The following is a 12,970-nucleotide window of genomic DNA, read 5'->3' as shown; positions in this document are numbered from 1 at the left end:
CGACGGCCGGTGGTGCGCTGGCTTGGCCAGGGGTGCCTCGGTGGCTGGGTGCCGCCGAGCTGTGGCTTCGTCACGCCGGGTCGGCGTCCGACGGCGACCTCGGCGCGGTCCGTTCCGCCCGCGCGGGGCGTTGGAAGAGCGGGGCCGCTGTCGCCAGGAGGGTCGCGCCCAGGGCCACCAGTACCAGCCGGTGGCCGACCAGCTCGACCAGGGCCGCCCCGGCGGCCAGGCCGATCACGTTCGGGGTGTACACCAGCGTGTTGGCCGTGGCGGTGACACGGCCCAGCAGGGGGCCGGGGGTCTCGCGTTGCACCGAGGTCAGGGTGGCGATCAGTACGGCGGGCAGGCCCGCGCCGATCGCCGCGCTGCACAGCAGCACCAGTGGGTCGGACGGCACCGCGCGCAGGGCCACCGCGACGGACAGCAGGGCGATGCCGTACGCCGCGAAGCGCCGCTCGCCCAGGTGGCGCAGGGCCGTGCCGGAGAGTAGGCCCACTGCGACCGACCCGGCGCCCTGCACGGCGTACAGCACACCGGCGTACGCGGGGGAGTGCCCGAGGCCGTCGACGACGGCGTAGACCATCGCCCCGTTCACCCCGGCGCACAGCATGGTGGCGCCGCCCGCCAGGACCAGGGGGCGCAGCACGGGGTGGGACCAGAGGTGGCGGGCGCCCTCGGCGGTTCGCTTCCGTCGGCTTCCGGTCGGTGGCGCGGGCTCCTGCTCCCGGACCCGCAGCAGCGCGTACAGGCCCGTGGCCAGCGCGAACGTCGCCGCGTCCAGGAGGGCGACGCTCGCACCGCCATACGCCGCGTACAGGCCCGCGCCCGCCAGCGGGGCCAGGAGTTTCATGCCCTCCGTGGCCGTCATGCGCAGACCGTTGAAGTCGCCGAGCAGGGACGAGTCGACGGCGTCGGCCACGAGCGCCGACTCGGCCGCGTCATGGACGACGCCCGCCGCGCCGTACACGAACAGCACCGCGTACAGCAGCCACAGGTCGCCCGGGGCGTCGACGCTCACGAGGGTGAGCAGCAGGGTGCCCAGGAGCGCGTTCACGCCGATCAGCAGCGGCTTGCGGCGGCCCCGGTCGGCGAGGGCGCCCAGCAGCGGGCCGGCCAGGGTCGGCAGCCACATGGCGAGCATGCACAGCGCGGCCAGGCCGTCCGAGCCGGTGAGGTCCTTGACCCAGACGCCGGACGCGAGCCACAGGGCCGAGGTGCCGAAGCCGGAGACCACCACGGAGGAGAGGTAGAGCCCCGCGTCGCGGTCGCGCAGGACGAGTACGAGAGGCCAGGTCGACTTGGTCGTCATGCCTGGCCATCGTGGGACTAAGGACCGTGCGGAGGGATCGGGAGGGTGCCCTAATTCCAGCGTGAGGACAGTGATCAATCCCATGGTGAGGCGAGCATTTCCCCGAGCTTGCCGAGGCCCTGGAGCCAGCCCTCCTCGTGGAGTGCCCGCCGCCGCTCAGTGGCGAAGTCGCCCTGGTCGAGGGTGAGCTCGGACCGTCTGACGTCGGTGTCGTGCAGCGACAGCGTGACCACCGTCTCCCGGTCCTCGGGGTCGGGATCCTCCCAGCGGAAGGTGTACGACAGGCCTACCGGGGGATCGACCTCGATGAATTCGCCCACCAGGTGGAACAGCTCGCCTTCCGGGGGCTGCATCGCGATCCGGTAGGCACCACCTGGACGGAGGTCGATCTCCACACTCGGGGTGCTGAACCCGTCCGGGCCCCACCAGCGTGCCAGTTCCTGGGGATCGGTCAGCTTTCGGAACACGACCGGGCACAGATCCTCCAGCTCGTACTCGAGATGCAGCCTCAGTTCGCCGTCCTGCGTCATCACGCACCACCTGTCACCGAAGGTGCCTGGAATAACCCCTATGTGTATTTTAGGCCGGGCGATGAGTTCCGTGGTCGCCGTCGGTCTACCTCCCAGGAGCGACATCAGGACATCAGCAGGACATCAGAGGGAGCAGCCGATGACCGACACGACCCCGACCCTCGACCTCGGACCGCAGACCGCGGTCGTGGCGCGCCTGGCCGAGGGCGTCACCGACGAGCAGCTGGCGGACCCGACGCCCTGCCCGAAGTACGCGGTGCGCGATGTGCTGGCCCACCTGGCCGGGCTCGCCGTCGCCTTCCGCGACGCCGGCCGCAAGGACCTGGGCGTCACGACCGGCACCGACCCGGGCTCCGCCCTGCCCGAGCTCGGCCCCGGCTGGCGCGAGGAACTGCCCGAGGTGCTCGGCGAACTGGCCGAGGCCTGGCGCGCCCCGGCCGCGTGGACCGGCATGACCCGCGCCGGAGGCGTGGACCTGCCCGGCGAGATCGCGGGCCTCGTCGCCACCGACGAGCTGGTGATCCACGGCTGGGACCTGGCCCGCGCGACCGGCCAGTCCTATGCCCCGGACCCGGGCGCGCTCCAGGTCTGCCACGACTTCCTCGCGGCGGCGGCCGACGAACCCGACCGCGGCGAGATCTTCGGCCCGGTCGTGCACGTCGAGGCGGACGCGGCGCTGCTGGACCGGGCGGTGGGGCTGAGCGGGCGGGAGCCGGGGTGGACGCCCCGGCCGTAGAAAGCGATTTCCCTTTCCTTTGTCGAAAGCATTGACGAACCGCACGCGCCCTCCTACCGTCATCGCGTCGTACTTCGTACGTCATATATGAGACGCGATACGTGAGATCCGATACGTGAGATCCGAGAGGCGCGCATGACCTCTGTGCCCACGCCGATCCCCTCCCGCACGCAGTTCGTGCTGGAGGGGATCAAACACCGCATCCTCACCGGGCAGTTGACGCCCGGGCAGGCGCTGGTCGAGACCGAGCTCGCCGCACAGTTCGGGGTGTCGAAGACCCCGGTGCGCGAGGCGCTCAAGACCCTCGCCGGGACCGGGCTGGTCGTGATGAGCCAGTACAAGGGCGTCACCGTGCGCCTGGTGGACGCGGACATGGCACGCGAGGTCTACGACGTACGGCTGCTGCTGGAGCCCGAGGCGCTGAAGCGCGCCGTACAGCGCGGGGCCTCCCTGGACGCCGCCCGTGATGCGCTGACCAGGGCCGACGCGGCCATCGACACCGCCGAACGCTCCCTCGCCAACCGGGAGTTCCACCGCGCCCTGTACCTGCCCTGCGGCAACCCGCTGCTCGGCCGGATGCTAGACGAGGTCCGCGACCAGGCCGCCCTGGTCTCCGCCGTCGCCTGGGCCGCCTCGCCCTCCTGGGAGCGGGAGGCCGGCGAGCACCGCGAGATCCTCCGGCTCGCCCTCGACGGCGACGCCGACGGCGCGGCCCTCGCCCTCCACTCCCACATCGCGTCCTTCGTACGGCGCGCTTTCCCCGAGGCAGGACTGGAACAGGAAGGTCAGCAATGAGCAGCGTGGCGTTCGAGACCCAGCGGGCGGCCCTGGCCGACGTGGTGGCGATCCCGGTGACCCCGTTCGCCGAGGACGGCTCCGTCGCCGAGGACACCTACCGGGCCCTGCTGCGCCGTCTGCTCGACGGCGGCATCACGACCCTCACCCCGAACGGCAACACCGGCGAGTTCTACGCCCTGACCCCCGAAGAGCGCCGCCTGGTCACCGAGTTGACCATGGACGAGGCCGGGGACCGGGCCGTCGTCCTGGTCGGGGTCGGCCACGATGTTCCCACCGCGATCGCCTCCGCCCGGCACGCCCGTGAACTCGGCGCCCAGATGGTGATGGTCCACCAGCCCGTCCACCCCTACGTCTCCCAGGGCGGCTGGGTCGACTACCACCGTGCCGTCGCCGAGGCCGTGCCCGAGCTGGGCGTCGTCCCGTACGTCCGCAACCCGCAGCTCACCGGTGCCCGGCTCGCCGAACTCGCCGACGCCTGCCCGAACGTCATCGGCGTGAAATACGCCGTCCCGGACGCCGCCAGGTTCGCCGCCTTCGCCCGGGACGCCGGGCTGGAGCGGTTCGTGTGGGTGGCGGGACTCGCCGAGCCGTACGCCCCCTCCTACTTCTCCGCGGGCGCCACCGGCTTCACCTCGGGGCTCGTCAACGTCGCCCCCGCCGTCTCCCTGAACATGATCGAGGCGCTGCGCTCCGGCGACTACCCGGCCGCCATGAAGGTCTGGGAGCAGATCCGCCGCTTCGAGGAACTGCGCGCCGACAGCGGTTCCGCCAACAACGTCACCGTCGTCAAGGAGGCCCTCGCCTCCCTCGGACTGTGCCGCCGCGAGGTGCGCCCGCCGAGCAAGCCGCTGCCTCAGAGCGAGCGCGCCGAGGTCGCCGCCATCGCCGCGGGGTGGTCGATATGACCGGCAGGCTGCGTCCCGAGGACCTCAGGAGCCATCAGTGGTACGGCGCCGAGGGCCAGCTGCGCACCTGGTCGCACAACGCCCGTATGCGCCAGCTCGGTTACGAGGCGGAGGAGTACCGGGGCCGACCGGTGATCGCCGTCCTGAACACCTGGTCCGACATCAATCCCTGCCATGTCCATCTGCGCGAGCGCGCCGAGGCGGTCAAGCGGGGGGTGTGGCAGGCCGGCGGCTTCCCGCTGGAGTTCCCGGTCGCCACGCTCTCCGAGACGTACCAGAAGCCGACCCCGATGCTCTATCGCAACCTGCTCGCGATGGAGACGGAGGAGTTGCTGCGGTCGTACCCGATCGACGCGGCGGTGCTGCTCGGCGGCTGCGACAAGTCGACGCCCGCGCTGCTCATGGGCGCGGCCTCGGCCGACGTACCGGCGATCTTCGTGCCGGCGGGGCCGATGCTGCCGGGCCACTGGCGCGGTGAGACCCTCGGGTCCGGCACCGACATGTGGAAGTACTGGGACGAGCACCGCGCGGGCAATCTGACCGACTGCGAACTGAGGGATCTGCAGGGCGGGTTGGCGCGATCACCCGGTCACTGCATGACCATGGGGACCGCGTCGACGATGACCGCGGCGGCGGAAGTTCTCGGTATGACACTGCCGGGCGCCTCCTCGATCCCGGCCGTCGACTCCGGGCACGAGCGGATGGCCGCCGCCTCCGGGCGCCGTGCCGTGGAGCTCGCCTGGACCGCGCTCAAGCCGTCCCGGATCCTCACCCGCGAGGCCTTCGAGGACGCCGTCACCACGGTGCTCGGGCTCGGCGGCTCCACCAACGCCGTCATCCACCTGATCGCGATGGCGGGGCGCTGCCAGGTCGAGCTCACCCTCGACGACTTCGACCGCATCGCCCGCACCGTGCCGGTGCTCGCCAACGTCCGGCCCGGCGGACAGACGTACCTCATGGAGGACTTCTACTTCGCCGGTGGTCTGCCCGCCTTCCTCTCGCGGATCACCGACCTGCTGCACCTGGACCGGCCCACCGTCAACGGAACCCTGGGAGAGCAGATCGGGAACGCCGTCGTTCACGACGACGACGTCATCCGCACCCGCGAGAACCCGGTCGCCCAGGAGGGCGGGGTCGCCGTGCTGCGCGGCAACCTCTCCCCGGACGGCGCCGTCATCAAGCACATCGCGGCCGAGCAGCACCTGCTCAAGCACACCGGTCCCGCCGTCGTCTTCGACGACTACCGGACGATGCAGCGCACCATCAACGACCCGTCGCTCGGCATCACCCCCGAGCATGTGCTCGTGCTGCGCAACGCCGGCCCCAAGGGCGGCCCGGGCATGCCCGAGTACGGGATGCTGCCCCTGCCCGACTACCTGCTCAAGCAGGGTGTCCGGGACATGGTCCGGATCTCCGACGCCCGGATGAGCGGGACGAGTTACGGCGCGTGCGTCCTGCACGTGGCACCGGAGTCGTACGTCGGCGGGCCGCTCGCCCTCGTCCGCACCGGTGACTCCATCACCCTCGACGTCGAGGCGCGCACCCTCCACCTCCACGTGGACGACGAGGAGCTGGAGCGGCGCAGGGCGGACTGGACGCCGCCGCCCACCCGGTACGAGCGCGGCTACGGCGCGCTCTACAACGAGCAGATCACGCAGGCGGACACCGGCTGCGACTTCGAGTTCCTGGCCCGCGCGGGCAAGGTGCAGGACCCGTACGCGGGCTGAGCCCCACGGCACGACAGGCCCCACGGCACGACAGCGGCGCACGGTACGACAGCGGCGCACGGCACGACCCCAGCGCCACGGCACGACCCAGTGCCACGGCACTACCTCAGCGACACGGTACGACCTTCGCGCCACGGCACCACCTTTGCGCCACCGCACCACCCAGGCACCACCCGCGCCTCCTCGGCGCGCCCACGCACTTCAGCACGACCCGGCACCACCCTGCTTGGAAAGAAAGCGCTTCATGCGAACCCGTGCACGAAGTGCGAACGTACTGAGAACGGAGAACAGTCATGGCCCAAGCCGCAGCCGTGGCGAAACCGCCCGCGCCACCCCGGCGGCGCCGGGCCTCCGCCACGCCGCGCAGGCTCCCGTACCTGCTGATCGCCCCGGCCGCCCTGCTCATGCTGGGCTTCATCGCCTACCCGGTCATCAGCGTCTTCTACTACAGCCTGCAGAACTACAACCCCACCAAGCCGTGGCGGAACGGCTACGCGGGCTTCGACAACTTCGTCCACGCCTTCACGAAGGACCCGGTCTTCTGGGACACGCTGGTCTTCAGCGCCAAGTGGGTCTTCGTCGAGGTCGGACTCCAGCTGCTGTTCGGTCTCGCGCTGGCCCTCATCGTCAACCAGACCTTCGTGGGCCGGGGCCTGGGACGCGCCCTGGTCTTCTCCCCATGGGCCGTCTCCGGCGTACTGACCTCCGCGATCTGGGTGCTGCTCTACAACTCCCAGACGGGCATCACCCGTTACCTCGCGGACATGGGCATCGGCTCCTACGGCACGAGCTGGCTGTCGGACACCTCCACGGTGTTCCCGGCGGCGGTCGTGGCCGACCTGTGGCGCGGCGTGCCCTTCTTCGCGATCCTCATCCTCGCCGACCTCCAGTCCGTCTCGAAGGACCTGTACGAGGCCGCCGAGGTCGACGGGGCCAGCCGCATCAAGCAGTTCTGGCACATCACGCTGCCGCATCTGAAGGACGCCATCATCCTGTCCACGCTGCTGCGCGCGGTGTGGGAGTTCAACAACGTCGACCTGCTCTACACACTGACCGGCGGCGGCCCGGCGGGGGAGACCACGACCCTCCCGCTGTACATCGCCAACACCTCGGTCGACGCCCACAACTTCGGCTACGCGTCCGCCCTGACCACGGTCGCGTTCGTGATCCTGCTCTTCTGCTCGATGGTCTATCTGCGGCTGAGCAAGTTCGGAGGCGACAACAAGTGAGCGTCAAGGAAGCCACCAAGGCGGCGCCCGCTCCCGTGCGCGCCACCCCCGAACCGCAGCGGCCCACGAAGAGGAAGCGCGCGTGGGACGAGGCCCCCCGCTGGCAGGTCTACCTGCCCCTGGGGATCTACCTGGTCTTCACCCTCATCCCCTTCTACTGGATCCTGCTCTTCTCGCTGCGCCCGGCCGGTTCGACCTCGCTCGTGCCCTGGCCGATGACCTTCGAACACTTCGAGAAGGTGTGGACGGACCGCAGCTTCGGCACCTACTTCACCAACAGCGTGCTCGTCGGCGTCGCCACGCTGCTCATGACGACGCTCGTCGCGCTGGCCGGCGGCTACGCCCTCGCCCGGTTCGACTTCAAGATCAAGCGGGCGTTCATGCTGGCGCTGCTGTGCTCACAGTTCGTGCCGGGCGCCCTGCTGCTGGTGCCGCTGTTCGAGATCTTCGCCGAACTGCAGATGATCAACTCGCTGGGCAGTGTCATCCTCGCCGAGACGGTCTTCCAGCTGCCGCTGTCGATGATCCTGATCAGCAACTTCATCAAGAACGTGCCGTACTCCCTGGAGGAGGCGGCCTGGGTGGACGGCTGCAACCGCATGACGGCCTTCCGGATCGTGGTGCTGCCGCTGCTGCGGCCCGGCCTGATCGCCGTCGGCTCGTTCGCCTTCGTCCACTCCTGGAACCACTTCCTGTTCGCCCTGATGTTCCTGAACAACCAGGACAAGCAGACGATCCCCGTCGGCCTCAACTCCCTGATGAGCGCGGACAGCGTCGACCTGGGCGCCCTCGCGGCGGGCGGCATCATCGCGGCCGTCCCGGTCGTGATCGTGTTCGCCTTCATCCAGAAGTGGCTGATCACCGGGTTCAGCGCGGGGGCGGTGAAGGGATGAGGGGCAGACAACTGGCTGTCACCGCTGGGCTGTTGGCGCTGCTGTGCGTTCCCGCGCATGCCGAGGACCGGGACATCGGTCGCGACACCCTGCCCGCGAACGACGGCTGGGCCTCCGAGGGCGCGGGCACCACGGGAGGCGCCGCCGCCGACGCCGAGCACGTCTTCACCGTCACCGACCGGGCCGGACTGGTCCGCGCCCTCGACGGCGGCAGCGACACCCCGAAGATCATCAGGATCGCCGGGACCATCGACGCCAACACCGACGACGACGGCGACCGTCTGGACTGCTCCGACTACGCCACCGGCGGCTACCGCCTGAAGAAGTACCTCGCCGCCTACGACCCCCGCACCTGGGGCTCCGCCAAGCCCAGCGGCCCGCAGGAGGAGGCCCGCCAGGCCTCCGCCGCCCGGCAGGCCGAGCGGATCGTGCTGCCCGTCGGCTCCCACACCACGATCGTCGGCCTCGGCGACTCGGCCGTCCTGAAGGGCGCCAGCCTCCAGGTCAGGGACGCGGACAACGTGATCATCCGCAACCTCGACGTGCGCGACGCCTACGACTGCTTCCCCGTCTGGCAGCCCAACACCGGCGGCCTCGGAGACTGGAAGGCGGCCTACGACACGATCTGGCTGACCGGCGCCACCCATGTGTGGGTCGACCACATCACCGCATCCGACCAGGGCCACCCGGACGCGAAGGAACCCACCCACTTCGCCCGCAACTACCTGCGCCACGACGGACTGCTGGACATCACAGGCGGCTCCGACCTCGTGACCGTCTCCTGGAGCCGGTTCGCCGACCACGACAAGGCGATGCTCATCGGCAACGGCGACACCGCCACCGGCGACCGGGGCAAGCTCCGGGTCACCCTGCACCACAACGCGTTCGAGTCGGTCGTGCAGCGCGCCCCGCGCGTCCGCTTCGGGCAGGTGCACGTCTACAACAACCGGTACGAGATCACCGACGACGACTACCGCTACTCCCTCGGCGTCTCCACCGAGTCGAGGATCCACGCCGAGAACAACGCCTTCCACGCCCCCGGCCATGTGGAGGTCGCCGACCTGGTCAAGAGCTGGAACGGCAGCGCCCTGCACCAGAGCGGCACCCTCTTCAACGGCTACCCGGTCGACCTGCTCGCGATCTACAACGCCTACAACTCCGGCAGTGAGCGCGATCTGACCGCCGACGTCGGCTGGACCCCCACCCTGCACGGGCGGATCGACAGCGCGGCGGCGGCCGACCGGGCCGTGGCCCGCGGCGCGGGAGCGGGGAGGATCCCATGACCGGTCGCATGATCGACTCCATGAACACACCACTGCCTGTCGTCCTCGCCGGTGCCCGGGGCCACGGCCGCTGGCACGTCGAGAACATCCGCCGGCTCCAGAAGCAGGGCCTCGTGCGGCTGGCCGGTGTCTGCGAGCTGACGCCGCTGACCGAGGAGGAGCTCGGCGACCTGGGCACGCCCGAGCAGTCCGCCGACTTCGGTGCCCTGCTGGACTCCACCGGCGCGCGGATCGCCGTGATCTGCACACCGATCCCGACCCACACCGACCTGGCGCTCACGGCGGCGGAGCGGGGCGTGCACCTCCTGCTGGAGAAGCCGCCCGCCCCCTCCTACGCGGAGTTCCGCCGCATGGCCGACGGGGTCGCCGCGGCCGGGGTCGTCTGCCAGATCGGCTTCCAGTCGCTGGGCTCGCACGCCCTGCCCGCCATCCGCGAGCTGATCGACCAGGGCGCGATCGGCCGGCTGGTCGGGCTCGGCGGGGCCGGTGCCTGGGTGCGCGACGAGGACTACTTCCGGCGGGCGCCCTGGGCGGGCAAGCGGCGGCTGAACGGCGTCGACGTGATCGACGGGGCGCTGACCAACCCGCTCGCCCACGCCGTCGCCACCGCCCTCGCCCTGGGCGGCAGCACCCGCGCCGAGCACGTCGGCGGCATCGAGACCGAGCTGCTGCGCGCCAACGCCATCGAGTCCGACGACACCTCCTGCGTCCGCATCACCACCACGCAGGGCCACCCGGTGACCGTCGCCGCGACGCTGTGCGCCGAGGAGCCGGACGAGCCGTACGTCCTCGTGCACGGCAGCAGCGGCCGGATCACCTTCTGGTACAAGCAGGACCGGATGCTGCTCCAGCGCGCGGGGCACGGCCCGGAGGAGTCCGAGCACGGCCGTACCGACCTGCTGGAGAACCTCGTCGCGCACCTCACCACCGGCGCGGCCCTGCTGGTCCCGCCGGAAGAGACCGGCGCCTTCATGAAGGTCGTGGAGGCCATCCGCACGGCTCCCGACCCGGCGCCGCTGCCCGACACCGCCTGGCACCGGATCCCCGACGGGAACCGCCGTGTCGTACCCGGCATCGACGGCCTCGTCGCGGCCGCCGCCGACACCCTCTCCCTCTACTCCGAGCTGGGCGCCCCCTGGGCACTGGCCGCGGAGCACCTGTCGAACGAGGTGAGCACCCGATGACCAGCAACGACACCGCGGTCCTGCGCGTCGCGGGCCGGCCGGTCGGCCGGTACGTCACCCGGCCCGAGCTGCCGGTGCGGCTCTCCCCGCGCCCTTACCTGCATCCCGTCACCACCCTGTCCGGTACGGCGGTCACCGAGCTGAGCCCCGCCGACCACGCACACCACCTCGGCGTCGGTGTAGCCGTTCCCGACGTCGAGGGGTTCAACTTCTGGGGCGGGCGCACCTACGTCCGCGACCAGGGCCCGACCGAGCTGGACAACCACGGCTCCCAGCGGCATGTCGCCTTCCAGCTGCGCGACCCGGACGGCTTCGTGGAGGAGCTGCGCTGGGTGACGGCGGCCGGTGAGCTGCTGCGCGAGCGCCGTACGGTCGCGGCCACCGAACTCACCGACCAGGCCTGGGCCCTGGACCTCACCTTCTCCCTCACCAACGTCACCAAGGACCCGCTGTCGATCGGCAGCCCGGCGACGAACGGGCGCCCGGGCGCGGCCTACGGCGGCTTCTTCTGGCGCGCCCGCAAGGAGGCCACGCCCCCGGACGTCTTCACCGCCGGCACCGAGGGCGAGACCGAGGCGCACGGCCGGCGCGCCGACTGGCTCGCCCTGACCGGCTCCGGCTGGACGCTGGTGTTCGCCGGGGCCACCGAACAGACCCGCCGCGACCCGTGGTTCGTGCGCACCGGGGAGTACCCCGGGGTGGGTTCCTCCTTGGCCCACGAGGAGCGGCTGCCGATCCCGCCGGGCGAGACCGTCGTCCGCCGGGTCGTCACCGTCGTCGCCGACGGCCGGCTCGGCCGGGACGCCGCGGCGGCCCTCGTCCGCAAGGCGGTGAGCCCGTGACCACCGAGACCTATCGCAACCCGATCCTCGACGCCGACTGGTCCGACCCGGACGTCGTCCGCGTCGGCGACGACTTCTACCTGACCGCCTCCAGCTTCGGCCGCGCCCCCGGCCTGCCGTTACTCCACTCCCGCGACCTGGTGAACTGGACCCTGGTCGGCCACGCGCTGGACCGTCTCGAACCGGCGGAGGAGTTCGAGCGGCCCCGGCACGACTGCGGCGTCTGGGCCCCGTCCCTGCGGTATCACGACGAACGCTTCTGGATCTTCTGGGGCGACCCCGACCAGGGCATCTTCCAGGTCAACGCCCCCGAGATCAGAGGCCCCTGGACCCGGCCACGCCTGCTGAAGGCCGGCAAGGGCCTGATCGACCCCTGCCCCCTGTGGGACGACGAGACCGGCGAGGCCTATCTGGTGCACGCCTGGGCCAAGTCCCGCTCCGGCATCAAGAACCGCCTCACCGGGCACCGGATGCACCCCGACGGCACCGAACTCCTCGACGAGGGCAAGGTGATCGTCGACGCCGACCGCATACCCGGCTGGTTCACCCTCGAAGGCCCCAAGCTCTACCGGCACGACGGCTGGTACTGGATCCTCGCCCCCGCCGGGAGCGTCGAGACCGGCTGGCAGGGCGCCTTCCGCTCGCGCGGCTTCTTCGGGCCGTACGAGGAGAAGATCGTCCTGGAGCAGAAGGACACCGACGTCAACGGCCCCCACCAGGGCGGCTGGGTGCGCACCGCGACCGGCGAGGACTGGTTCCTGCACTTCCAGCAGCGCGGCGCCTACGGCCGGGTCGTCCACCTCCAGCCCATGCGCTGGGGCCAGGACGGCTGGCCGGTGCTCGGGGACGACGGCGCCCCCGTCGCCGTACACGCGATGCCCGACCTGCCGCCGCAGCCGCCCGCCGCTCCCGCCACCGACGACGACTTCCCCGGCGGACGGTACGGCCGCCAGTGGCAGTGGACGGCCAACCCGGGCGACGGCTGGGCCACCCAGCACTCCGCGGACGGGCTCAGGCTGACCTGCGTCCGCTCGGCCGACGCCCACGACCTGCGCAAGCTGCCCAGCGTGCTCACCCAGCGGCTGCCGGGCGCGCCCCGCAGGGTCGAGGTGGAGCTGCGGCTCGACAGCGACGAGCCAGGGGCCCGGGCCGGACTCGCCGTCCTCGGGGACGCGTTCGGCTGGATCGGCCTCCAGCGGGGCACGGACGGCACCGTGCACCTGGTGCACCGGTTCGCCGAGGCGGTCGCGGACGCCGAACGCGACGCCGCCCACCCGCGGCTCGCGCCCGAGGGCCGGGCCCGGCTGCGCATCGAGATCGGCGCGGACGCCCGCTGCCGCTTCTCGGCCGACACCGGCGACGGCTTCCGGCCCTCGGGCCCGGTCTTCGCCGCCACCCCGTGGCGCTGGGTCGGCGCCCTGATCGGCCTGTTCGCCCTCGCGCCCACCGGTCAGGGACACGCCGGCGCGGCGACCTTCACCCGGTTCCGGATCAGCCCCTCGTAACGCACCTGTCGTCGTACGCCTGTTGGGAG

General features: G+C 71.4%; 12 protein-coding genes. 10 read left to right on the top strand and 2 right to left on the bottom strand.

Going from position 1 to position 12,970, the window contains the following annotated elements:
* Positions 1-70: 70 nt before the first annotated feature.
* Together ACZ58V_RS26550 and ACZ58V_RS26545 are read right to left on the bottom strand one after the other, a co-directional pair.
* On the bottom strand, positions 71-1,309 hold the full coding sequence (locus tag ACZ58V_RS26550; protein WP_471292922.1) for an MFS transporter: 1,239 nt from the start codon (positions 1,307-1,309) through the stop codon (positions 71-73).
* A gap of 74 nt (positions 1,310-1,383) precedes the next feature.
* Positions 1,384-1,839: an SRPBCC family protein gene (locus tag ACZ58V_RS26545; protein WP_468193188.1), complete on the bottom strand. Its 456-nt coding sequence runs from the start codon at positions 1,837-1,839 to the stop codon at positions 1,384-1,386.
* A gap of 139 nt (positions 1,840-1,978) precedes the next feature.
* Here ACZ58V_RS26545 and ACZ58V_RS26540 point away from each other — a divergent pair, with 139 nt between their 5' ends.
* The 10 genes from ACZ58V_RS26540 (at position 1,979) to ACZ58V_RS26495 (ending at position 12,941) form a co-directional block, all read left to right on the top strand.
* Entirely contained in the window at positions 1,979-2,575 is a 597-nt protein-coding gene (locus tag ACZ58V_RS26540) for a TIGR03086 family metal-binding protein (protein WP_468193186.1), read from the top strand.
* A gap of 135 nt (positions 2,576-2,710) precedes the next feature.
* Positions 2,711-3,370 (top strand): GntR family transcriptional regulator, encoded by a 660-nt coding sequence (locus tag ACZ58V_RS26535; protein WP_468193184.1) that lies wholly within the window; start codon positions 2,711-2,713, stop codon positions 3,368-3,370.
* Positions 3,367-4,278, top strand: coding sequence for a dihydrodipicolinate synthase family protein (locus ACZ58V_RS26530; protein ID WP_468193182.1), 912 nt, complete (start codon positions 3,367-3,369; stop codon positions 4,276-4,278). The genes ACZ58V_RS26535 and ACZ58V_RS26530 overlap by 4 nt, the downstream gene beginning before the upstream one ends.
* Complete coding sequence (gene araD, locus ACZ58V_RS26525; RefSeq protein ID WP_468193180.1) at positions 4,275-6,005, top strand: L-arabinonate dehydratase; 1,731 nt, start codon at positions 4,275-4,277, stop codon at positions 6,003-6,005. The genes ACZ58V_RS26530 and araD overlap by 4 nt, the downstream gene beginning before the upstream one ends.
* 293 nt (positions 6,006-6,298) lie before the next feature.
* Positions 6,299-7,234 carry a carbohydrate ABC transporter permease gene (locus ACZ58V_RS26520; protein ID WP_399020217.1) on the top strand — a complete coding sequence of 312 codons (936 nt, stop codon included), beginning with the start codon at positions 6,299-6,301 and terminating at the stop codon, positions 7,232-7,234.
* On the top strand, positions 7,231-8,127 hold the full coding sequence (locus tag ACZ58V_RS26515; RefSeq protein WP_471292916.1) for a carbohydrate ABC transporter permease: 897 nt from the start codon (positions 7,231-7,233) through the stop codon (positions 8,125-8,127). The genes ACZ58V_RS26520 and ACZ58V_RS26515 overlap by 4 nt, the downstream gene beginning before the upstream one ends.
* Entirely contained in the window at positions 8,124-9,410 is a 1,287-nt protein-coding gene (locus ACZ58V_RS26510; protein WP_471292914.1) for a pectate lyase family protein, read from the top strand. Before ACZ58V_RS26515 ends, ACZ58V_RS26510 begins: the two co-directional genes overlap by 4 nt.
* Complete coding sequence (locus tag ACZ58V_RS26505; protein ID WP_471292911.1) at positions 9,407-10,594, top strand: Gfo/Idh/MocA family protein; 1,188 nt, start codon at positions 9,407-9,409, stop codon at positions 10,592-10,594. Before ACZ58V_RS26510 ends, ACZ58V_RS26505 begins: the two co-directional genes overlap by 4 nt.
* Entirely contained in the window at positions 10,591-11,436 is an 846-nt protein-coding gene (locus ACZ58V_RS26500; protein WP_471292908.1) for a DUF6807 domain-containing protein, read from the top strand. Before ACZ58V_RS26505 ends, ACZ58V_RS26500 begins: the two co-directional genes overlap by 4 nt.
* A complete protein-coding gene (locus ACZ58V_RS26495; RefSeq protein WP_471292905.1) occupies positions 11,433-12,941 on the top strand; it encodes a glycoside hydrolase family 43 protein in 1,509 nt (502 codons plus the stop codon). The genes ACZ58V_RS26500 and ACZ58V_RS26495 overlap by 4 nt, the downstream gene beginning before the upstream one ends.
* The last annotated feature ends 29 nt before the right edge of the window (positions 12,942-12,970 follow it).

The sequence above is a fragment of the Streptomyces sp. NPDC040589 genome (assembly GCF_055594445.1).
Note: the sequence above shows the minus strand (reverse complement) of the source record. Positions and strands in the feature narration are given on the sequence as shown.